Annotated in this window: 16 protein-coding genes; 4 read left to right on the plus strand and 12 right to left on the minus strand. The window is 68.6% G+C overall.

Annotated features, from left to right (window positions below; all coding sequences use genetic code 11):
- The first annotated feature begins 226 nt into the window (after positions 1-226).
- Both groES and groL read left to right on the plus strand, forming a co-directional pair.
- Positions 227-517 (plus strand): co-chaperone GroES, encoded by a 291-nt coding sequence (gene groES, locus PO605_RS17075; protein WP_016445456.1) that lies wholly within the window; start codon positions 227-229, stop codon positions 515-517.
- 48 nt (positions 518-565) lie between these two features.
- Positions 566-2209, plus strand: coding sequence for a chaperonin GroEL (groL, locus tag PO605_RS17080; protein ID WP_016445455.1), 1644 nt, complete (start codon positions 566-568; stop codon positions 2207-2209).
- Positions 2210-2317: 108 nt separating this feature from the next.
- Here the strand turns inward: groL and PO605_RS17085 are convergent, their stop codons facing one another.
- Together PO605_RS17085 and hglS are read right to left on the minus strand one after the other, a co-directional pair.
- On the minus strand, positions 2318-3595 hold the full coding sequence (locus PO605_RS17085; RefSeq protein WP_047473679.1) for an aminotransferase-like domain-containing protein: 1278 nt from the start codon (positions 3593-3595) through the stop codon (positions 2318-2320).
- A gap of 123 nt (positions 3596-3718) precedes the next feature.
- Positions 3719-5134 (minus strand): 2-oxoadipate dioxygenase/decarboxylase HglS, encoded by a 1416-nt coding sequence (gene hglS / locus PO605_RS17090; RefSeq protein ID WP_047473677.1) that lies wholly within the window; start codon positions 5132-5134, stop codon positions 3719-3721.
- Positions 5135-5299: 165 nt separating this feature from the next.
- On the opposite strand from hglS, the gene PO605_RS17095 reads away from it, so the two are divergent.
- Positions 5300-6220: a LysR family transcriptional regulator gene (locus PO605_RS17095; protein WP_012207461.1), complete on the plus strand. Its 921-nt coding sequence runs from the start codon at positions 5300-5302 to the stop codon at positions 6218-6220.
- On the opposite strand, the gene PO605_RS17100 is transcribed toward PO605_RS17095, so the two are convergent.
- Genes PO605_RS17100 through PO605_RS17130 form a run of 7 tightly spaced genes read right to left on the minus strand, consistent with a single transcriptional unit; the run spans position 6195 to position 14399 of the window.
- Entirely contained in the window at positions 6195-7157 is a 963-nt protein-coding gene (locus PO605_RS17100; RefSeq protein WP_272206662.1) for a CobW family GTP-binding protein, read from the minus strand. The genes PO605_RS17095 and PO605_RS17100 overlap by 26 nt on opposite strands.
- Before the next feature lies 1 nt (position 7158).
- Positions 7159-8823 (minus strand): amidohydrolase, encoded by a 1665-nt coding sequence (locus PO605_RS17105; protein ID WP_047468482.1) that lies wholly within the window; start codon positions 8821-8823, stop codon positions 7159-7161.
- A 19-nt stretch (positions 8824-8842) separates the two neighbouring features.
- Entirely contained in the window at positions 8843-9865 is a 1023-nt protein-coding gene (locus tag PO605_RS17110; protein ID WP_272206663.1) for an ABC transporter ATP-binding protein, read from the minus strand.
- Positions 9862-10890: an ABC transporter ATP-binding protein gene (locus tag PO605_RS17115; RefSeq protein WP_047471800.1), complete on the minus strand. Its 1029-nt coding sequence runs from the start codon at positions 10888-10890 to the stop codon at positions 9862-9864. The genes PO605_RS17110 and PO605_RS17115 overlap by 4 nt, the downstream gene beginning before the upstream one ends.
- A complete protein-coding gene (locus PO605_RS17120; RefSeq protein ID WP_047471803.1) occupies positions 10890-11798 on the minus strand; it encodes an ABC transporter permease in 909 nt (302 codons plus the stop codon). The genes PO605_RS17115 and PO605_RS17120 overlap by 1 nt, the downstream gene beginning before the upstream one ends.
- A gap of 4 nt (positions 11799-11802) precedes the next feature.
- On the minus strand, positions 11803-12780 hold the full coding sequence (locus PO605_RS17125; protein ID WP_047471806.1) for an ABC transporter permease: 978 nt from the start codon (positions 12778-12780) through the stop codon (positions 11803-11805).
- Positions 12781-12797: 17 nt separating this feature from the next.
- Positions 12798-14399: an ABC transporter substrate-binding protein gene (locus PO605_RS17130; protein WP_272206664.1), complete on the minus strand. Its 1602-nt coding sequence runs from the start codon at positions 14397-14399 to the stop codon at positions 12798-12800.
- Between the two features lie 242 nt (positions 14400-14641).
- Between PO605_RS17130 and pdxR the strand changes: the two genes are divergently transcribed.
- On the plus strand, positions 14642-16153 hold the full coding sequence (pdxR, locus tag PO605_RS17135) for a MocR-like pyridoxine biosynthesis transcription factor PdxR (protein WP_047472717.1): 1512 nt from the start codon (positions 14642-14644) through the stop codon (positions 16151-16153).
- Positions 16154-16171: 18 nt separating this feature from the next.
- On the opposite strand, the gene PO605_RS17140 is transcribed toward pdxR, so the two are convergent.
- The 3 genes from PO605_RS17140 to tal form a co-directional block, all read right to left on the minus strand.
- Positions 16172-17071, minus strand: coding sequence for a transporter substrate-binding domain-containing protein (locus PO605_RS17140; RefSeq protein WP_047472718.1), 900 nt, complete (start codon positions 17069-17071; stop codon positions 16172-16174).
- A 231-nt stretch (positions 17072-17302) separates the two neighbouring features.
- A complete protein-coding gene (gene pgi / locus PO605_RS17145; RefSeq protein ID WP_047472719.1) occupies positions 17303-18922 on the minus strand; it encodes a glucose-6-phosphate isomerase in 1620 nt (539 codons plus the stop codon).
- A gap of 4 nt (positions 18923-18926) precedes the next feature.
- The gene (gene tal / locus PO605_RS17150; RefSeq protein WP_047472720.1) at positions 18927-19880 is read right to left on the minus strand and encodes a transaldolase; all 954 of its coding nucleotides are present in this window, start codon (positions 19878-19880) and stop codon (positions 18927-18929) included.
- Positions 19881-20004: the final 124 nt, after the last annotated feature.

The raw sequence follows: 20004 nt of genomic DNA on the forward strand, positions 1-20004 counted from the left end.
GCAGGCCATGAAAGATTGGTACCAGACCCACCCGCACCTGTTTCACAAGCGACCATATGATCGTACGGGATGCGACACCTACCCCTTGAAACCTGGCCGAATTGCCTTATTATTAGCACTCGTTGGGTATGAGTGCTAACAATCCTCTGTCCCACATTGCTTCGAATGCCGGCCCGCCGGGCCGGCAAGTCTTTGTTTCAACTTTGTTGATGATTTAGGAGTTGGTATGAACCTGCGTCCCCTGCACGATCGCGTGATCGTCAAGCGCCTCGAAAACGAAACCAAGACGGCTTCGGGCATCGTGATCCCCGACAACGCCGCCGAGAAGCCCGACCAGGGCGAAGTGCTGGCAGTGGGTCCCGGCAAGAAGAACGACAAGGGTGAAGTGATCGCCCTGAACGTGAAGGTCGGCGACCGCGTTCTGTTCGGCAAGTACAGCGGCCAGACCGTCAAGGTCCATGGCGACGAACTGCTGGTGATGAAGGAAGACGACCTGTTCGCGGTCGTCGAAAAGTAATCCACGCGCTTCGAAACCGCACTTTCCAACTGAATCCGGAGAATTGAAATGGCAGCAAAAGACGTAGTTTTCGGCGGCGAAGCACGCGCCCGCATGGTTGAAGGCGTGAACATCCTGGCCAACGCGGTCAAGGTCACGCTGGGCCCCAAGGGCCGCAACGTGGTGCTGGAGCGCTCCTTCGGCGCCCCCACCGTGACCAAGGACGGCGTGTCGGTCGCCAAGGAAGTGGAACTCAAGGACAAGCTGCAGAACATGGGCGCCCAGCTCGTGAAGGAAGTGGCCTCCAAGACCAACGACATCGCCGGTGACGGCACGACCACCGCCACCGTGCTGGCACAGGCCATCGTCCGCGAAGGCATCAAGTACGTGGCCGCCGGCCTGAACCCCATGGACCTCAAGCGCGGCATCGACAAGGCTGTCGCCGCCCTGGTGGAAGAGCTGAAGAAGCAATCCAAGGCCACCACCACCTCCAAGGAAATCGCCCAGGTCGGCTCGATCTCCGCCAACTCCGACGAATCCGTGGGCAGCATCATTGCCGAAGCCATGGACAAGGTCGGCAAGGAAGGCGTGATCACCGTTGAAGAAGGCAAGTCGCTGGCCAACGAACTCGACGTCGTCGAGGGCATGCAGTTCGACCGCGGCTACCTGTCGCCCTACTTCATCAACAACCCCGAAAAGCAGGTTGCCCTGCTGGACAACCCCTTCGTGCTGCTGTTCGACAAGAAGATCAGCAACATCCGCGACCTACTGCCCACGCTGGAAGCCGTGGCAAAGGCCGGCCGTCCCCTGCTGATCATTGCAGAAGACGTCGAAGGCGAAGCCCTGGCAACGCTGGTGGTCAACACCATCCGCGGCATCCTGAAGGTTGTGGCTGTCAAGGCTCCTGGCTTCGGCGACCGCCGCAAGGCCATGCTGGAAGACATCGCCATCCTGACGGGCGGCAAGGTCATCGCTGAAGAAGTGGGCCTGGCGCTGGACAAGGTGACCCTGGAAGACCTGGGCCAGGCAGTGCGCATCGAAATCGGCAAGGAAAACACCACCATCATCGACGGTGCTGGCCAAGCTGCTGAAATCGAAGCCCGCGTCAAGCAGATCCGCATCCAGATCGAAGAAGCCACCAGCGACTACGACCGCGAAAAGCTGCAAGAGCGCGTGGCCAAGCTGGCCGGCGGCGTGGCCGTGATCAAGGTCGGCGCTGCCACCGAAGTCGAGATGAAGGAAAAGAAGGCCCGCGTTGAAGACGCCCTGCACGCTACCCGCGCTGCTGTGGAAGAAGGCATCGTGGCCGGCGGCGGCGTGGCTCTGCTGCGTGCCAAGCAAGCCGTGGGCGAACTGAAGACCGGCGACGCCGAGCAGGACGCCGGCATCAAGCTGATCATGAAGGCCATCGAAGCGCCCCTGCGCGAAATCGTGGCCAACGCCGGTGGCGAGCCCTCGGTGGTGGTCAACGCCGTGCTGAACGGCTCGGGCAACTACGGCTTCAACGCCGCCAACGACACCTACGGCGACATGCTGGAAATGGGTATCCTGGACCCGACCAAGGTGACGCGTACGGCCCTGCAGAACGCCGCTTCCGTGGCATCGCTGCTGCTGACGACCGAAGCCATGATCGCCGAGTCCCCCAAGGCTGAAGGCGCCCCCGCCATGCCCGACATGGGCGGCATGGGTGGCATGGGCGGCATGGGCATGTAATTGCCCGCCGCAACCGGGCAGGCCTTGCGCCATGCCCGGTTTGCCCCGCAAGAAAAAGGCCGCCCTCGGGCGGCCTTTTTCATTGCATGAACGCTGTTGCCGATGTCCTCAGGACACGGCCTGGCCCCAGGCCCGGCCCAGGCGCGCCACGGCCTCGGTGATCTGGGGCACGGTGGGCGCCGCATACGACAGGCGCATGCACAGGCCGGCCCGCTGCGCCGCCTCGGCCGGGAAGAAGGCCTTGCCTGGCACATAGAGCACGCCCTGCTCCACAGCGGCCGTGAACAGCGCCCGGGCCAGGGCCTCGGGCTCGCCCGCATGCCGTTGTGGCGGCAGCAGCTGCGCCCAGACGAACATGCCGCCCGCAGGCCGCACGAAGCGGATCTGCTCGCCCAGGGCCGATTGCATGCCCGAGCACAGCGCATCCATGCGCGCCGCGTACTCGGCGCAGGCCTGGGCCAGCTGGGGTGCATAGCGGCCCGAGCGCAGATAGTGCGCGGCGATCATCTGCGCCAGCGGCGAGGTGCACAGGTCGGCCGTCTGCTTGGCGATGGTGCAGCGGCGCAGCAATTGGGCGTCGGCCAGCATCCAGCCGATGCGCAGCGCAGGCGCCACGGTCTTGGACAGGCTGGACAGGTAAACCACGGGATTGGCCTGGGCGCCGCACAGCGCCAGGCCCGTTTCGTAGATCGACGGCTCGCGCTGGCCGGTAAAGCGCAGCTCGCCATAGGGATCGTCCTCGACGATGGCAAAGCCGTGCTGGCGCACCAGCGCCACCAGGGCCTCGCGCCGCGCCGCGGGCAGCAGCGTGCCGCCCGGGTTGGAGAAGTTGGGCACGGTGTAGAGCAGCTTGGGGCGGCGCGCATGGGGCCACTGCGCCAGCAGGCTGGCCAGGGCACCGGTGTCCAGGCCGTGTTCATCCGTGGGCACGGCCACGACCTGTGCCTGGGCCAGCTTGAGCGTCTGCAGCGTGGCCGGGTAGGCGGGCACCTCGACCAGCACCGGATCGCCAGGCTCCACCAGTACCTTGACCAGCAGGTCGAAGGCCTGTTGCGAGCCCGTGGTCACGATCATGTCGGCCGGCGTGCAGGCAATGCCGCGCGTGGCGCACAGCGCGGCCAGGGCTTCGCGCAGCGGCAGCTGGCCTTCGCTGGCGCCGTACTGCAGGCTGGCGCCAGCGTCCTGCTGCAAAGCGGCCATCGCGGCCTGTTGCAGGCCTTCGGCATCGAACAGGCTGGGCGAGGGATAGCCGCCCGCCAGCGAGAGCATGCCGGAGCGGCTCAGATAGGGAAACAGCTCGCGTATGGGCGAGCCTTCGGGATGTGCGAACAGCGGGTTGAACAGATGGGCGGTGGGCGACTGAATGCCCAGGTCTGCAGTGCTCATGAAGGCCTCTTGCGGCTTTGCAAAAAACAAAGGGGCGCGTGCACAGGCCTGGCGCCTGCGCATGCGCCCCGGGAAAGGGGATACAGGGTGGATGCCGGCCAAAGCCGGCCTCCAGGCAGCCGGTCAGGCCACAGCCTGGGCGGCCTGGGTGCGCAGCGCGCTGCGCAGCTGGTCGATGGAGCGCTGCTGCGCCTGCTCGTACAGCGCGATCTCGTCATGCACGCGGGCACCCAGGTCGGCCTCGAAGGCCTGCTGGGCCGCATGGGCCGCGTACTGCTTTTGCTCTTCGCCGCCCAGGTTGGACTGGAAGATGCCGGCCGCGCTCACGGGCAGGAAGTCCTCGTAGACGATGGGCTCGGCCTGGGCCAGGCCGCGGGCGATCAGGGCGTCCAGGTCCGAGGCGGCGGCCGCGGCGGCCTCGCCTGCGGCCAGGGCGGCGCCCTCATCGCTCAGCGTGAAGCGGTAGAAGGCCAGGTCCTGGCGGCGCAGTTGCTCATGGGTGTCGGGGAAAGCCTCGAAGACCTGGGCCAGGCGGCTGCCGTAGTCGGGTGCGGCACTGCCCGCGCTGCCCATGTCGCGCACCTGGGCCAGCAGCTGGTCGTAGAGCGCGCGGCCCTTGCGCGTAAGCGCAACGCCGCGCTGCTCGATCTCGCCGAAGCGCGCCGTGTGCGAGCCTGCGCCCGTGGCATCGCCGGCGAAACGCACGGTCTCCTTGAGCGCCTTGAAGCTGGTCTGGCGCAGCAGGATGGGGCAGTCGCGGCGCGGCGGGCCTTCGACCACGTCCTTGGCGTCCATGCCGCGTGCGGGCATGGCGGCCTGGGCGGCATCGATGTCCAGCGTGCGCGGCGTCAGGTGGTTGATGTGCGGGCCCTTGAAGCAGACCACGTCGGCGATCAGGCGGTGGGCCTTGTGCAGCGCGTCGTAGGTGGTGCCGTCCACGGTGGACTCGCTGTGCCAGCGGAAGGTCTCCAGCGCCTCGCCGACGAATTCATCGGCCTCGGCATCGGTGAGGCCGCCGTTGGCCTCGGACTGGGCGATCAGCGCCAGCGCGCGCTCGGTGAAGATGTTGCGGCGCGCCAGGATGGCGGCAGCATGGGCGCGCAGCGCCTCGTCGGCGATCAGGTCCAGGCGCAGCAGCGAGGTGAAGACGCGGAAAGGGTTGGCCAGCAGCGCGGCATCGCTGACGGGACGGAAGGCCGTGGAGTGCACGGGCACGCCGGCCACCGACAGGTCGTAGTAGCCCACGGGCTCCATGCCCATGATGGCGAACAGGCGGCGCAGCATGGACAGCTCGGTGGCCGTGCCCACGCGGATGGCGCCGTGGCGCTCCACGCCCAGGCGGGCCAGCTCGCCACTGCGCTGCATCCGGGCCAGCAGCTCAGGCTCGGCCTGCAGCGTGCGCTGGTTGATTTCGGCCACGAGTTCGATCAGCGTGCCGTACTGGGGCACTTCATCGCGGTACATCTCGGACATGGCGCTGGAAAAGCGCGCGCGGATCTCGTCGGAAGGCACGAAGGCGTTGGCGGACGTAGAGGACATGGTGCTCGTGGGGACTGATGGTGGGGCCGCAGATCAGCCTGCGGCATGGTGAATTCCTGGCACGCATGCTAGGTCTGCGCCTTGAGCCTGGTCAAACGATAATCGGGCCCATAGGTCATTCCCAAACAGAATGCCCCTCCCACGATTGCCCCACCGCTCCCTGCCATGCTGCTGTCCCGCCGTTTCCTGCCCCCCATGTCCCTGCTGTGCGCCTTCGAGGCAGCGGCCCGGCACCAGAGCTTCACGGCAGCTGCAGCCGAGCTGCACCTGACGCAAAGCGCCGTCAGCCGCCAGATCCGAGCGCTGGAGGAGCGGCTGGAGGCAGAACTCTTTGTGCGCGAGCGCCAGACCGTGCGCCTGAGCCCGGCCGGCCAGGCCTATGCGCAGGAAATCCGGGGCGCGCTGATGCGCATCTCCACGGCCACGCTGGGTTTTCGGGCCAACCCGCGCGGCGGCAGCCTGAACCTGGCCATCCTGCCCACCTTCGGCACGCGCTGGCTGGCGCCGCGCCTGCCGCAGTTCTTCAGCGCCCACCCGGGCATCACCATCAACCTGACGACGCGGCTGTCCCAATTCGACTTCCAGCTCGAAGCCGTGGACGCCGCCATCCATTTCGGCCTGCCGCACTGGCCGGGCGCCGAGCTGGCCTTTCTGATGAGCGAGACCGTGGTGCCTGCCTGCAGCCCCGCCCTGCTGGCCCAGCATGGCTTTGCCCAGCCCCAGGACCTGCTGCAGGCGCCGCTGCTGCACCTGGCATCGCGCCCCGATGCCTGGCAGCGCTGGCTGTCCGTGCACCACGCGCCCATGGCCGAGGGCCAGGGCATGCTGTTCGACCAGTTCGCCACCGCCGCCCAGGCCGCCATCGCCGGCGTGGGCGTGGCCTTGCTGCCACGCTTTCTGATCGAGCGGGAACTGGCCCAGGGCGACCTGGTGCGTGCCCTGCCCCATCTGCCCGAGATGGAAAGCGCCGAGCGCTACTACCTGGCCTGGCCCACGAGCCGCGGCAACTACCCGCCGCTGCAAAGCCTGCGCGAGTGGCTGCAGCAGGCAGCCCAGGATTTCATGCGGGACGGCCCGCAGCCCTGACGCCCGCAGCGCCTGCCACCAGCGCCTGCAGCGCCGCCACCGGCAACTGCCCGGCCAGGCCGATGGCCACGATGGCGGGCACCTGCTGCTGCGCGGGCGCGGGCGCTGATGCGGCACGCAGCCGGCCGCTGCGCCCGGCAAACTGAAGCTCGCTCCACTGGCCCGCCCCGGTCTGCACCACGCCCTTGAGCCGCAGCACGCCAGCCGGCATGGCCTGCAGCCACGCCTGCAGGGCCGTCTCGGCCAGCACCCCGGGCGGCTGGCAGGACCAGGTCTCGAACTGCCGGCCATGCATGGGGCGCGCAGTGCTGGCACCCCATGAAACTTCCCGCACGCCACGCAGCAGGGCTGCGCCACTGAGCAGCTCCACGGGCACCCGGGCTTCGTGCACATCGCAGCGTTGCGCGGCTGGCGCGTGGCTGGCTATCCAGCCGTGCACGCGCTCCAGGGTCCGGGCTTCGGCCAGATCGGTCTTGTTGACGATGACCAGGTCGGCCCTGGCCACCTGGCGCTGCAGCGTGTCGGCCAGCAGCGGATCGGCCGCCTGCCCGGGCAGGGCAGCGGCATCGACGACCACGATGACGCCGTCCAGCGCCAGTGCGGGATCGGCCAGGCCCAACTGGGCAATGCGCCAGGGGTCGGAGACGCCGCTGGCCTCGACCACCACGGCGTCGAAGCGCTCGCGCTGCTGCAGCACGCCGATCAGGGCCATGGACAGGTCATCGCCGATCTGGCAGCACACGCAGCCATTGGTCAGTGCAATGGTGTCGCCGCTGTGGGCCTTGATCAGGCCTGCATCGATGTTGAGCGCACCGAAGTCGTTGACCAGCACGGCCAGCCGCTGGCCATCCGCATGGCGCAGCCAGTGGTTGAGCAGCGTGGTCTTGCCGGCGCCCAGGAAACCGCCGATGACCGTGAACGGCAGCCGCTGCCCCATGTCATGCCGCCTTGAAGACGCGCCCCGACAGCACCGTGCCCCAGACCTTGAGGTCCTTCAGCACCATGGGGTCCAGGGACAGCGGATCGTCCTCCAGCACGCAGAAGTCGGCGCGCTTGCCGCATTCGATGCTGCCGATCTCGTGGTCCATCTTCAGTGTCCAGGCCGCGCCCAGCGTGACGGCATGCAGGGCCTGGGCCACGGTCAGGCGCTCGGCAGCGCCCAGCACGCGGCCCTTGGGCGTGATCCGGTGGACCGCGCACCAGGCGGTGAACAGCGGCCCCAGCGGCGTGACGGGCGCATCCGAGTGGATGGCCAGCGGCACGCCGGCGGCCAACGCGCTGGCGCAGGCATCGAGCCGCATGGCGCGGTCCGGCCCCATGGTCATCTCGTAGTGCTGGTCGCCCCAGTACCAGATGTGGTTGGCGAACAGGTTGGCGCACAGGCCCAGCGCCGCCATGCGGCGAAACAGCGGCGCATCGATCATCTGGCCATGCTGCAGCGTGTGGCGGTGGTCGGGCCGGGGGGCGCGGGCCAGCACGCGGCCTATGGCGTCGATGGCGGCCTCGCTGGCCTCGTCGCCATTGGTGTGCGTATGGATGAGCAGGCCTGCGCGGTGGTAGGTCTCGAAATCGGCCTCGTACTGCGCGGGCGCGGTGACCCAGATGCCGTTGGGCGCGCCGTTGTAGTGACCGGGCCAGCGCAGGCGCGCCGAAAAGCCCTGGATGGAGCCGTCCAGCATCATCTTGACCAGGCCGTAGCGCAGCCGGTCGGTGTTGCGCGCCATGAGCGTGCGCACATGCTCGGCACCGGCCTCGGCGCCATGCGTGCCGTGAAACGCCTGGAAGGCGGGCAGGATGCGGATGGGCACCTGGTCGTCGGCCAGCGCGGCCTCCAGCACGCGGCAGTCCTGCTCGCCCAGCCTGTTGACCAGGTCGGTGGCGGTGGTCACGCCCTGGCGGCAGGCCAGGCGGGCAAAGGAGCGCACGCCGGCCTCGGTCATGGGCGCCAGCAGCCCGGCGTTGCCGATCTTGCGCAGCACCAGGAACATGGCGGCCGGCTCCTGCAGCTCGCCCGTGGGCTCGCCGGCCAGGGCGTGGCCGGGCGCAAAGCGCACCACGCCCTCGACCTCGTTGTCGCGCGTGATCTCGGCCAGGCACAGCATGGCGCTGTTGACATTCATCAGATGGCCGTTGGCGTGCGAGATCACGATGGGACGGCCTCCTGCAGCCCGGTCCAGGTGCTCCACCGTCATGCGCTCGCCGCCAAAGTAGATGGGATCGAACCCCCAGGCGATCAGCGGCTGCCCGGGCGGCAGGCCCTGCGCATCCATGCGCGACGCCACCTCGGCCAGGCGGTCCACCACGGCATCCATGGAGCGCAGGCCGGGCCAGGTCTTTCCGTCGGGGTCGCGCCGTTCGAACCAGCCCGTGTATGTCCAATCCCACATGCTGCCTTCCTTGAGGTGACAGTGACCCTCCACCAGCCCGGGCAGCAGCACCTGGTCGGCAAAGCGCTCGTCGATGCGGCATTCGCCCCAGGCCGTGCAGCGCGCGAGGTCCCCGACAGCGAGGATGCGCCCGTCGCGCACGGCCACGTGCGTGGCCTCGGGCTGCATGGGGTTCATGGTGATGATCTTGCGGGCGGCGTAGACGGTGATACTCATGGTGGCGGGTGCTCCGGGTTCAAAGGGCCAGCGGCGCGCGCGGCACGCCATAGATGTGGTCCACGCGGATGCATCGCACCCAATGGCCGGGGGCGGCTTCGCGCAGCGGTGGCGCCTCGGCCGAGCACGCAGGCACGGCCACGGGGCAGCGCCCGGCGAAGCGGCAGCCCGCGGGCGGGTTGATGGGACTGGGCGGATCGCCGGCCAGCCGTATGCGCCGCGCCGCGCGCTCGCGCCCGCCGCGCACCGTGGGCACGGCCGACATCAGGGCCACGCTGTAGGGATGCAGCGGCCGCGCAAAGAAGGCCTGGCGCGGTGCGCGCTCCACGATCTGGCCCAGGTACATGACGGCGATGTCGTCGCAGATGTGCTCGACCACGGCCATGTCGTGCGAGATGAACAGGTAGCTCAGGCCCAGCTCGCGCTGCAGCCGCGCCAGCAGGTTGAGGATCTGGGCGCGGATGGCGATGTCCAGCGCCGACACGGGTTCGTCGCAGACCACGAGTTCGGGCCGCGTGGCCAGGGCGCGCGCGATGTTGATGCGCTGGCGCTGGCCGCCCGAGAACTGGTGCGGGAACAGCTGGCGCTGTTCGGGCCGCAGGCCGACCTGGGTGAACAGCTCGGCCACGCGCGCCTCGCGCTCGGCCGGCGTGCCCACGTCCATCAGGTCCAGCGGAGCGCGCACCGCATCGCCCGCGCGCTGTCGCGGATTCAGCGAGGAAAACGGGTCCTGGAACACGATCTGCATGCGCCGCCTCGCCTGGCGCAGGGCCTCGCCCGACAGGCCACCCAGGTCGGTATCGCCCAGCTGCATGCGGCCTGCCGTCACGGGCGCCAGGCGCATCACGGCCAGCGCCGTGGTGGTCTTGCCCGAGCCCGACTCGCCCACCACGGCCAGCGTGCTGCCGCGCCGCAGGCTGAAGGACACGCCGTCCACGGCCTTGACCACCTCGGGCCTGCCGAACAGGCCCTTGCCCGGGCGCGGAAAGTGGACCTGGAGATCGTCCACCTGCAAGAGGGTATCGTCCATGCGTGCGTTCATGCCAGGGCCTCCGTGTGGGCGCGGATGCGGGAAGCGGGAGCGTGCAGCCAGCAGGCCACGCCGTGGGATGGATCATCCAGCGCGACCAGCGGCGGCGCCTCGCTGGCGCAGCGCGGCTGGGCCTCGCGGCAGCGCGCACGGAAGGCGCAGCCGCTGCCCAACTCCCAGATCGAGGGCACGACGCCGGGGATCTCGGGCAGCTCGGTGCGCCCGCCTGCCTGGCTGCTGCCCAGCTCGGGCAGGCAGGCGATCAGGCCGCGCGTGTACGGATGGGCGGGCGCCGACAGCACCTGCTCGCAGCGGCCCTGCTCGATCACGCGGCCCGCATACATGACCATGACGCGGTCGGCCATCTCGGCCACGGCCCCCATGTCGTGCGTGATCAGCACGATGGCCGTGCCCTTGTCGCGCTGCAGCTCGCGCAGCAGGTCGAAGATCTGCGCCTGCACGGTCACATCCAGCGCCGTGGTGGGCTCGTCGGCGATCAGGATGTCGGGCCGGCAGGCCAGGGCCATGGCGATCATCACGCGCTGGCGCATGCCGCCCGACAACTGGTGCGGGTACTCGTGCACACGCCGCTCGGGTGCGGGGATGCCGACCTGCCGGAGCATCTCCACGGCGCGCTGGCGCGCGGCAGCCGCGTCCAGGCCAGCGTGCAGGCGCAGCGGCTCGGCGATCTGCTCGCCCACGGTGAGCACCGGGTTCAGCGAGGTCATGGGCTCCTGGAAGATCATGGAGATGCGGTTGCCGCGCACCTGGCGCATATGGGCCTCGCCGGCGGCCACCAGGTCCTCGCCCTGGAAGCGCACCTGCCCGCCCGTGATGCGACCCGGAGGCGAGGGAATGAGGCGCAGCAGCGCCAGCGCCGTCATGCTCTTGCCGCAGCCGGATTCGCCGACCACGCACAGGGTCTCGCCCGCGCGCAGATCGAAATCCACGCCGTTGAGCACCGTGGCCTGGCCGCGCCGGCCCTGGAAGGCCACGCGCAGGCCGCTGACTTGCAACAGGGGGGTGTCGGTGTCCATCAGCGCTCCCTCAGCTTGGGGTTGAGTGCATCGTTGAGGCCGTCGCCGATCAGGCTGACGGCCAGCACGGTGACGAAGATGGCGGCACCGGGAAAGGCCACGGCCCACCAGCACGACAGCAGGTACTGGCGGGCCGACCCGATCATCAGGCCCCAGCTCATCTGGTTGGGGTCCCCCAGGCCCAGGAAGGACAGGCCGGCCTCGAACAGGATGGCGGCGCCCACGGCCAGCGTGGCCGACACCACCAGCGGCGGCAGCGCATTGGGCAGGATCACCTTCCAGATGATGCGGCCGTGGCGCGCGCCGATGGCGCTCTCCGCGCGCACGAATTCAAGCTGGCGGATGCGCATGAACTCGGCCCGCGTCAACCGCGCCGTGGCCGGCCAGCTCACGCTGCCGATGGCCAGCGTGACCGTCACCAGCGAGGGCGAGAACAGCGTGACCACCACCATGGCGAACAGCAGCGCAGGCAGCACCTGGAAGAACTCGGTCACGCGCATCAGCAGCGCATCGACGCGGCCGCCGTAGTAGCCGGCCATCGCCCCCAGCGTCACGCCGATGCACACCGACAGCAAAGCCGCGAAGGCGCCCACCAGCAGCGTGGCGCGGCCGCCGTGGATGATGCCCGTGAGCACGTCGCGCCCCAGCTGGTCGCTGCCCAGCCAGGCCTCCTCGCTGAACGGCGGGCTCAGCGGCATGGTGCGGATCTCGAACGGGTCCGCAGGCCAGATCCAGGGGCCGGCGATGGCCACCAGCAGCACGATGAGCAGCATGGCCATGCCGGCAATGGCCGAGGGGTTGCGCAGGAACATGCGCAGCGCTTCGCGCGCCGGGTGCTCGGCATGGGCTGCGGCCTGCGGCGCGGCGACGGTCGGCACGGACACGGAAGGTGGTGTGATGGCATTCATGGTCTCAGGCCGCCTTGATGCGGGGATCGATCAGCCGGTAGCACAGGTCGGTGACGAGGTTCATCACGACCACGACGATGGAGGAGAACAGCAGCACGCCCAGGATGGTCGGGTAGTCGCGCCGCAGCACCGAGTCGAAGGCCAGCCGCCCCAGGCCCGGCCAGTTGAAGACCGTCTCCACGATGATGGCGCCGGCCATGACGTTGCCGAACTGCAGGCCCAGCATGGTCACCACGGGCAGCAGCGCGTTGCGCAGCGCATGGCGGTAGAGCACCACATGCTCGGCCAGCCCCTTGGCGCGCGCCGTGCGGATGTAGTCGGCGCCCAGCACGTCCAGCATGGACGAGCGCGACAGCCGGCTGTACTGCGCCAGGTAGACCAGGGCCAGTGTCAGCGCGGGCAGCACCAGGTGCCGTGCCACATCCAGCAGGTCGGCAAGGCCTGCGCCGCCTGCGGCATCGGCAGAGCGCATGCCCGACACCGGCAGCACGGGCCACCAGGAGGCAAACGCCAGCACCAGCAGCATGCCGGTCCAGAACACGGGCGCCGCAAAGCCCACCAGGGACAGCACGGTGATGCACTGCGACAGCAGGCCGTTGGGCCGGCGCGAGGACAGCACGCCCAGCAGCGTGCCCACCACGAAGGCCGTGAGCACGGCGGCCAGCACCAGCAGCAAGGTGGCGGGCACGCGCTCGGCAATCATCTGCGCCACCGGCAGGTTGAAGAAGTAGGAGTAGCCCAGATCACCACTGGCCACGCGCGCCAGGTAGATGCCCAGCTGCACGGGCAGCGGCCGATCCAGCCCGTAGCGTGTGCGCAGCTCGGCCATGAGCTCGGGCTCCATGCCGCCGCTGGCGCCGGCAATGGTCTCCACGGGGTCGCCGGGCGCCGCATGCACCAGCATGAAGTTCAGCACCACCACGGCCAGCACCAGCGCCAGGCCCTGCAGCAGCCGCTTGAAGAGTGTGCGGAGAAATGCCATGGCCGGGTCCTCCTGGATTACTTCAAGAAAATCTCGTCATAGGGCGAGGCCGGCCCCCAGACCGTGGTCGGCAGGTTGCCCACGTTCTTGCGCGCAGCCGTGTGATAGGGCGAGTTGTTGATGAAGATCACCGGCAGCTCGTCCGTCACGGTCTTCTGGAAGGCCGCATAGAGCTTCTTGCGCTCGGCCGTGTCCAGCGTGCCGCTGGCCGTGTTCAGCAGCTCGTCCACCTTGGGATTGCGGTAGGACTGGGTGTTGGTCCAGACCACGGGCTTGATGTTGGTGGACAGGTAGCTGCGGTGCACGCCGATGACCGGATCGCCCCAGTTGAAGACGATGTCCATGGACAGGTCGAAGTCATGCGTGGCCAGCCGCCGGGACCAGGCCGGGAAATCGGCCGAGGCGCGCACCTCGACGGCGATGCCCACCTTCTTGAGCTGGGCGCGCACGTACTCGGCCACGTTCTTTTGCTGCTCGTCCGTGCCCGGCAGGTAGTCGATGGTGATCTTGAAGCGCTCTCCGTTGGCGCCGGGCTTGAGGCCTGCCTCGTCCAGCAGGGCCGCCGACTTCTTGAGGTCCAGCGGATAGCGCACCAGGTCGGCCGAGGCAAAGGGGCTGGCCGCCACGATGGGGCCGTCGGCCACGCTGGCGAAGCCGCCCATCAGCGCCTTGGTGATGAAGTTCTTGTCGATGGCATGCGCAATGGCCTTGCGCACGCGCACGTCGTCCAGAGGCTTCCTGTCGGTGTTGATGGCCAGCCAGTTGATCGAGCCTATGCCCTCGAAGCCCTTGCCGGTCAGCGTGATCTGGGGATTGGTGGACAGGCGCTTCAGGTCGATGGAGGCCTGCAGGTAGGGCACCATCTGCACGTCGCCGCGCTCCAGGCTCAGCAGCAGGCTGGAGGAGTCGGGCACGATGTTGAAGACCAGCTTGTCCAGGTAGGGCCGGCCGGGCAGGAAGAACTTGTCGAAGCGCTCCATCACGATGCGCTGGCCCGCGCGGAACTCGGTCAGCTTGAACGGCCCCGAGCCCACCACGTCGGCGCTGTTGCGCGCATGGGTCTTGAGGTCGGCACCGTCGCCATAGATGTGCCTGGGCAGTATGGGCGCCAGCGCCGGGCTCATGGCCAGCAGGATGGCCGGATGCGGCGCGTTCATGCGGATGATGGCCGTGTAAGGGTCCGGCGTGTCCACCTTCTCCACGGGCCCCAGCATGGTCTGGAACGGGTGGTTGGCCTTGATGGCCATGATGGAGAAGGCCACGTCGGCCGAGGTGATGGGCTTGCCGTCGTGGAACACGGCATTCCTGCGCAGGTTCAGGGTCAGCGACTTGCCGTCCTCGGCCAGCTTCCAGGACTCGGCCAGGTAGGGCTGGGGCTTCCACTGGTCATCGAAGCGCAGCGGGCTGGCGAACAGCTGGGTGGAAGGCATGGCCGTGGCAATGCCCGATTGCACGGCGCCGTTCAGGTGCCGTGGCACCTGGGTGCTGCCCACGATCAGGGTGCCGCCGCGCTGCGGCTCCTGGGCCTGGGCCTGCAGCGGCGTGGCCGCCAGGCCCGCCAGCGCGCCGGCCAGGGCCAGGGCCGCCAGGGCGCGGCGTCGGAAAGTGATGGTGTGCATGGACTGTCTCCCTCGTTGGATCGCCAGGCCGCGCGGCTCGCTGCCTTCAATCCAGAATACGCAACAAGGGCGCGGGCCGCGGGGGCCACAGCCGTCCAAACGTAGGAGCCAGAGGCCCGGTGTTTACCCGCGTCGGCCGGCCCAAACCTTTACTTGCCCGCACCCGCACCGCAACATGGCGCCGACCGCGCGCCCTCTGCCCGGCCGCGCCAAGAACGCCCCCCGATTGCCTCCGTTGCGCCATGAGCACCCCTTCCGTCACAGACCCACGCCACCAGTGGGCCCGCCTGTTCGCGCTGCCCGAGCAGCCCGGCCTTCCCCTGAAGGACCGCCTGCGCCTGGCCCTGGTCCAGCCCATCCTCGAAGGCCGCCTGCCGCCCGGCGCGGCCATGCCACCCTCGCGCGAGCTGTCGCGCCTGCTGGAGGTGTCGCGCAATACCGTGACCACGGTCTACGAGCAGCTCGTGGATGAAGGCTTTCTGGAAGCCCGCCCGCGCAGCGGCGTGTTCGTGGCCCGGGATTCGCGCCTGGCTGGTGTGGACGGCGCCGTGGCCCTGCCTGCGGCAAGTCCCGGGGAGCCCGCACCGGACTGGTCTGCACGCGTGCTGCGCTCGCTGACGGACAGGCACACGCTGTCCAAGCCGCTGCAGTGGCGCGAGTACCCCTACCCCTTCGTCTACGGCATGCACGATCCCGCGCTGTTTCCCACCGAAGGCTTCCGGGAATGCTGCACGCGCAGCCTGGCGCGCGCCCAGCTGCCGCAGTGGACGCCGGACTTCGAGACCGACGATGTGCCCGACCTGATCGAGCAGATCCGCCTGCGCCTGCTGCCCCGGCGCGGCGTGTTCGCGCTCAAGGATGAGATCCTGGTCACCGTGGGCGCGCAGCAGGCCTTCTACCTGCTGGCCGACGCGCTGCTGGACCCCTCGCAGCGGCTGGGCTTCGAGGAGCCGGGCCACCCGCATGCGCGCAACACCTTTTCGCTGCGCCGCCCCCACTGGGTGCCCGTGGCCGTGGACGAGGAAGGCGTGGTGGTCGATGGCCTGCCGCCGCTGGACTATCTGTTCGTCACGCCCTCGCACCAGAGCCCCACCACCGTGACGCTGAGCCTGCAGCGGCGCGAGCAGCTGCTGCGCCGCGCCGAGCAGGGCGATTTCGTGATCATCGAGGACGACTACGAGGCCGAGAACCTCTACCAGGGCACGCCCATGCCCGCGCTCAAGAGCCTGGACAAGGGCGGGCGTGTGATCTATGTGGGGTCGCTGTCCAAGAGCCTGTCGCCCGCGCTGCGGCTGGGCTACATCGTTGCGCCGCGCGCGCTGATCGACGAGTTGCGCGTGCTGCGCCATGCCATGGTGCGCCACCCCAGCGCCTTTCTGCAGCACGCCTATGCGCTGTTCCTGTCGCTGGGCCACCATGAGGCCCATGCGCGCCGCGTGAACCAGGCCATGCTGGAGCGCGTGGCGCAGGTGGACCGCTCGCTGCGCGCACACCTGCCGGATTTCATCTTCCGCCAGCCCCAGGGAGGCGCATCGCTGTGGGTGCAGGCGCCGGCCTGGCTGGACACCGATGCGCTGGCCGCCGTGGCGCGCCGCCACGGCGTGCTGATCGAGGCAGGCAGCGCGTTCTTTGCGACGCCGCGCCAGCCCTGCCCCTTTTTCCGGCTGCGCCTGTCCTCCATTGCCACCGATCAGATCGATGCAGGCATTGCGGCACTGGCACAGGCGGTGGCCGAACTGGCCCGGTCGCGATGACCGGGTCCGGGCCCGTGGTCACTGCTGCGCGTAGGACTCCAGCGGCTTGTCGTTGGGCTTTTGCAGCAGCTGCTTGAGCATGTCGCTCATGGGCAGGTTCAACGGGGCATTCTTGGGCGGAATGGGCTGCACGAACCACTTGTCGTAGATCTTCGCCACTTCGCCCGAGGCCATCATGCCCACCAGCACGTCGTCCACGGCCTTCTTGAAGGCGGGATCGTCGCGGCGAAACAGGATGGCGATGGGTTCGGAGCCCAGCACCTCGCCCACGATCTTGAAGCCTGCAGGGTTCTTGGAGTTGGCGATGACGCCGGCCAGCAGGTTGTCGTCCAGCACGAAGGCATCGGCACGGCCCGATTCGAGCATCAGAAAGCTCTCGAAATGGTCCTTGCCCAGCGAGGTGGGCAGGTTCACGCCATTGTCGCGCCCGTACTTGCGCAGCAGCTGCACGGCAGTCGTGCCGGCCGAGGCCGCCACGGGCTTGCCGTCGAGCTGCTTGAAGGAGGTGATGCCCGAGTCGGCACGCACGGCCATGCGCACCTGGCTCACGTAGGTGGTCACGGCAAAGGCCACCTGCTTTTGGCGCGCGAGGTTGTTGGTGGTCGGGCCGCAGCCGATGTCCACGGTGCCGTTCTGCACCAGGGGCATGGTGTTCTGCGAGGTCAGGGCCATGTACTCGATCTTGGCCTTGGGCACGATCTGGGCCAGCACCTTCTCGCACAGCTCGACGTGGTAGCCCACGTACTTCTGCGTGGTCCCGAAGGCATAGGCCATGGGCGCCGAGCTTTCGCGCACGCCCATCACCACCTTGCCTGTGCTCTGGATTTTGTCCAGCGTGCCGGCCGCTTCCTGTGCATGGGCAGCGCCAGTTGTCGCCACCACACATGCCATCGCCACATGGGCCAGTACGAATCGCATCGAGGGTCTCCTTGGATAGTTGTTGCAGGTCCGAAGGCGCGCTGCGCCTCCACCCTGCCGAGCCGCCGTCACTGGCTGCATGCAAGCAGGGCCGCCGTCAAGGCGATTGCATCAACTATCGAGCAATCAGGCGCCTGTGCATAACGATGAAATGGAAGAAGGTCATGCTCCACCCACATGACCCGGCACCCTGCTGGTGCGCTGCGGGGGCCACAGGCCCGCAGCGCCCGGTCAGCCGGCCGACCCTGCCGCAAGCCGGTGCATGAGGCCCTGCGTCGAGGCATCGACGCCCTGCCAGTCGCCGCAGTCCTGGCGCGCATGCAGCTGGCGCGCCAGGTGCTTGCCCAGCTCCACGCCCCATTGGTCGAAGCTGTTGATGCCCCACACCGCACCGGCCGAGAAGACACGGTGCTCGTACAGTGCGATCAGGGCACCCAGCGATGCCGGATCGAGCTGCTGCAGCAGCAGGAAGCTGCTGGGCCGGTTGCCCGCGCAATGGCGCTCCGCACCCTCGCCGTGGCGCCCCTCCATCAGGGCCTGGGCCTGGGCAATGGCGTTGACGACCAGGCTCTGGTGGTGGGCGCCCAGGTATTTGCCGCCGTCGCGCAGTGCGATGAATTCCACGGGAATCACGTCCTGGCCCTGGTGCAGCATCTGGAAGAAGGCATGCTGGCCATTGGTGCCGGGCTCGCCCCAGATCACGGGCGCCGTGCGCACGGGCAGTGTCTGCCCGTCGCGCGTCACGCCCTTGCCATTGCTCTCCATCTCCAGCTGCTGCAGATAGGCGGTCAGCCGCCGCAGGCCATGGCTGTAGGGGGCAATGCAGCGGCTGGAGAAGCCGCAGAAATCGCGATACCAGACGTCCAGCAGGCCCAGGCGCAGCGGCAGGTTGCCCTCCACGCCGGAGGAAAAGAAATGCGCGTCCATGGCATGGGCGCCGTCCAGCAGCGCACGGAACTGCGCCGCCCCGATGGCGATGGCCACCGGCAGGCCGATGGCCGACCACAGCGAAAAACGCCCGCCCACCCAGTCCCAGAATCCCAGCGTGCGGCGGATGCCGAAGTCGGCTGCGGCCTGCACATTGGTGGTGAGCGCCACGAAGTGCCGGTCGATGGAGCACGCGGCCTGCGCATCCTCGCTGCCGCCCTGCTCCAGGAACCACCGGCGCGCCGAGTGCGCGTTGAGCATGGTCTCGGCCGTGGTGAAGGATTTGGAGGCGATCAGGAACAGCGTGCTGTGCGGGCGCACGCGGCGCAGCACATGGCCGAGCTCATGGCCATCGACGTTGGAGACGAAATGGAAATTCTTGCCCGCATCGACCCAGTCCTCCAGCGCATTGACCACCACTTCGGGGCCCAGGTGCGAGCCGCCGATGCCGATGTTCACGATGTCGGTGATGCCCCCGTCGCCACGCACCTGCTCGGCCAGGGCCAGCATGGCGTCCAGCGTCTCGTGCACCTGGGCCAGCGCCTCGTGCATGGCCGGCTGCCACTGCTGCACGGTGGCGCAGTGACGCAGCTGGCCGCCGTCGCGCGGCATGCGCAGCAGCCAGTGCATGACGGCGCGGCCCTCGGTGCAGTTGACGGGCTCGCCGGCCAGCATGGCGTTGCGCTGGGCCAGCACGCCGGCCTGCTGCGCCAGCTCGCGCAGCAGCGTCTCGGTGGCTTCGGTCCAGAGGTTCTTGGACAGGTCGGCGAAGACATGCGGGGCCTGCTGGCTCAGCGCGTCCAGCCGGCCCGCGTCCGCGGCAAAGGCCTGGCGCAGATCCAGGGACCGGATGTCTTCGTTGAAATGGCGTTCAAGTGCCGACCAGGCCGGCAAGGTGTTGCACAAAACGGGCAAGATCTTCATCCAATCAGTCTGCGGCCTGCTGCATCAATGCTTCGAGCTTGCGGGTGTCGGCAGCGAAGGCGCGTATGCCTTCGGCCAGCTTCTCGGTGGCCATGGCGTCCTCGTTGAGGGCCAGGCGGAAACCGGCCTCGTCGTAGTGCACGGGATCGAGGGCCAGGGTCCGCGCGGCCTCGGGGTCCAGGGCGCGCGCCAGGGGCGCATCGCTGGCGCCCAGCTGGGCCAGCAGTTCGGGGGCGATGGTCAGCAGGTCGCAGCCCGCCAGCGCCACGATCTGGCCCGTGTTGCGAAAGCTCGCGCCCATGACCTCGGTGGCGATGCCGAAGTGCTTGTAGTGCTCGTAGATGGCGCGCACGGAGCGCACGCCGGGATCGTTGGCGCCGGCCATGGCGGCCTCGTCCCACTGGGCGCCGGCCTGCTTCTTGTACCAGTCGTAGATGCGGCCCACGAAGGGCGAGATCAGCTGCACCTTGGCCTGTCCGCAGGCCACGGCCTGGGAGAACGAGAACAGCAGGGTGAGGTTGGTGTGGATGCCGCGCAGCTCCAGCTGGCGTGCGGCCTCGATGCCTTCCCAGGTGGAGGCGATCTTGATGAGCACGCGGTCGATGTGCACGCCTTCGGCCTGGTACAGCTCGATCAGGCGCTCGGCACGCGCCACGGTGGCCGAGGTATCGAACGACAGGCGCGCATCGACTTCGGTGGAGACGCGGCCCGGAATGGTGTTCAGGATCTCGCAGCCGAAGCGCACCAGCATGCGGTCCATGACCTCGTCGAGGCGGCGGCCCTTGTACTGGGCCACGGTGGCGCGCATCAGCGGCGCGTACTCGGGCTTTTGCACCGCCTTGAGGATGAGCGAGGGATTGGTGGTCGCGTCCCGCGGCTGGAACTGGGCCAGTTGGTGGAAGTCGCCGGTATCGGCCACCACGGTCGTGTACTGTCGAAGCGCATCAAGCTGGTTCATCGGTCATCCTTTGGGCGGGAGCCTGGGGGAAAGGCGGCGTCGCACCACAGCGGTGCGCTTGTACCGGCAAATCCTCAGAGTGTATGCGCCTGCATGGTTTGCATCGGCGTCGCGAAAGTAAGCA

The sequence above is a fragment of the Delftia sp. DT-2 genome (assembly GCF_028401915.1).
GTDB lineage: Bacteria > Pseudomonadota > Gammaproteobacteria > Burkholderiales > Burkholderiaceae_C > Comamonas > Comamonas tsuruhatensis.

Excerpts from the sequence above, each read along its gene's own strand:
- tal (WP_047472720.1), bottom strand. The coding sequence starts at position 19,880 with ATGAACCAGCTTGATGCGCTTCGACAGTACACGACCGTGGTGGCCGAT.
- PO605_RS17125 (WP_047471806.1), bottom strand. The coding sequence starts at position 12,780 with ATGGCATTTCTCCGCACACTCTTCAAGCGGCTGCTGCAGGGCCTGGCG.
- PO605_RS17130 (WP_272206664.1), bottom strand. The coding sequence starts at position 14,399 with ATGCACACCATCACTTTCCGACGCCGCGCCCTGGCGGCCCTGGCCCTG.
- PO605_RS17095 (WP_012207461.1), top strand. The coding sequence starts at position 5,300 with ATGCTGCTGTCCCGCCGTTTCCTGCCCCCCATGTCCCTGCTGTGCGCC.
- PO605_RS17140 (WP_047472718.1), bottom strand. The coding sequence starts at position 17,071 with ATGCGATTCGTACTGGCCCATGTGGCGATGGCATGTGTGGTGGCGACA.
- hglS (WP_047473677.1), bottom strand. The coding sequence starts at position 5,134 with ATGTCCTCTACGTCCGCCAACGCCTTCGTGCCTTCCGACGAGATCCGC.
- PO605_RS17110 (WP_272206663.1), bottom strand. The coding sequence starts at position 9,865 with ATGAACGCACGCATGGACGATACCCTCTTGCAGGTGGACGATCTCCAG.
- pgi (WP_047472719.1), bottom strand. The coding sequence starts at position 18,922 with ATGAAGATCTTGCCCGTTTTGTGCAACACCTTGCCGGCCTGGTCGGCA.
- PO605_RS17085 (WP_047473679.1), bottom strand. The coding sequence starts at position 3,595 with ATGAGCACTGCAGACCTGGGCATTCAGTCGCCCACCGCCCATCTGTTC.
- groES (WP_016445456.1), top strand. The coding sequence starts at position 227 with ATGAACCTGCGTCCCCTGCACGATCGCGTGATCGTCAAGCGCCTCGAA.
- PO605_RS17100 (WP_272206662.1), bottom strand. The coding sequence starts at position 7,157 with ATGGGGCAGCGGCTGCCGTTCACGGTCATCGGCGGTTTCCTGGGCGCC.
- PO605_RS17115 (WP_047471800.1), bottom strand. The coding sequence starts at position 10,890 with ATGGACACCGACACCCCCCTGTTGCAAGTCAGCGGCCTGCGCGTGGCC.
- PO605_RS17120 (WP_047471803.1), bottom strand. The coding sequence starts at position 11,798 with ATGAATGCCATCACACCACCTTCCGTGTCCGTGCCGACCGTCGCCGCG.
- PO605_RS17105 (WP_047468482.1), bottom strand. The coding sequence starts at position 8,823 with ATGAGTATCACCGTCTACGCCGCCCGCAAGATCATCACCATGAACCCC.
- pdxR (WP_047472717.1), top strand. The coding sequence starts at position 14,642 with ATGAGCACCCCTTCCGTCACAGACCCACGCCACCAGTGGGCCCGCCTG.
- groL (WP_016445455.1), top strand. The coding sequence starts at position 566 with ATGGCAGCAAAAGACGTAGTTTTCGGCGGCGAAGCACGCGCCCGCATG.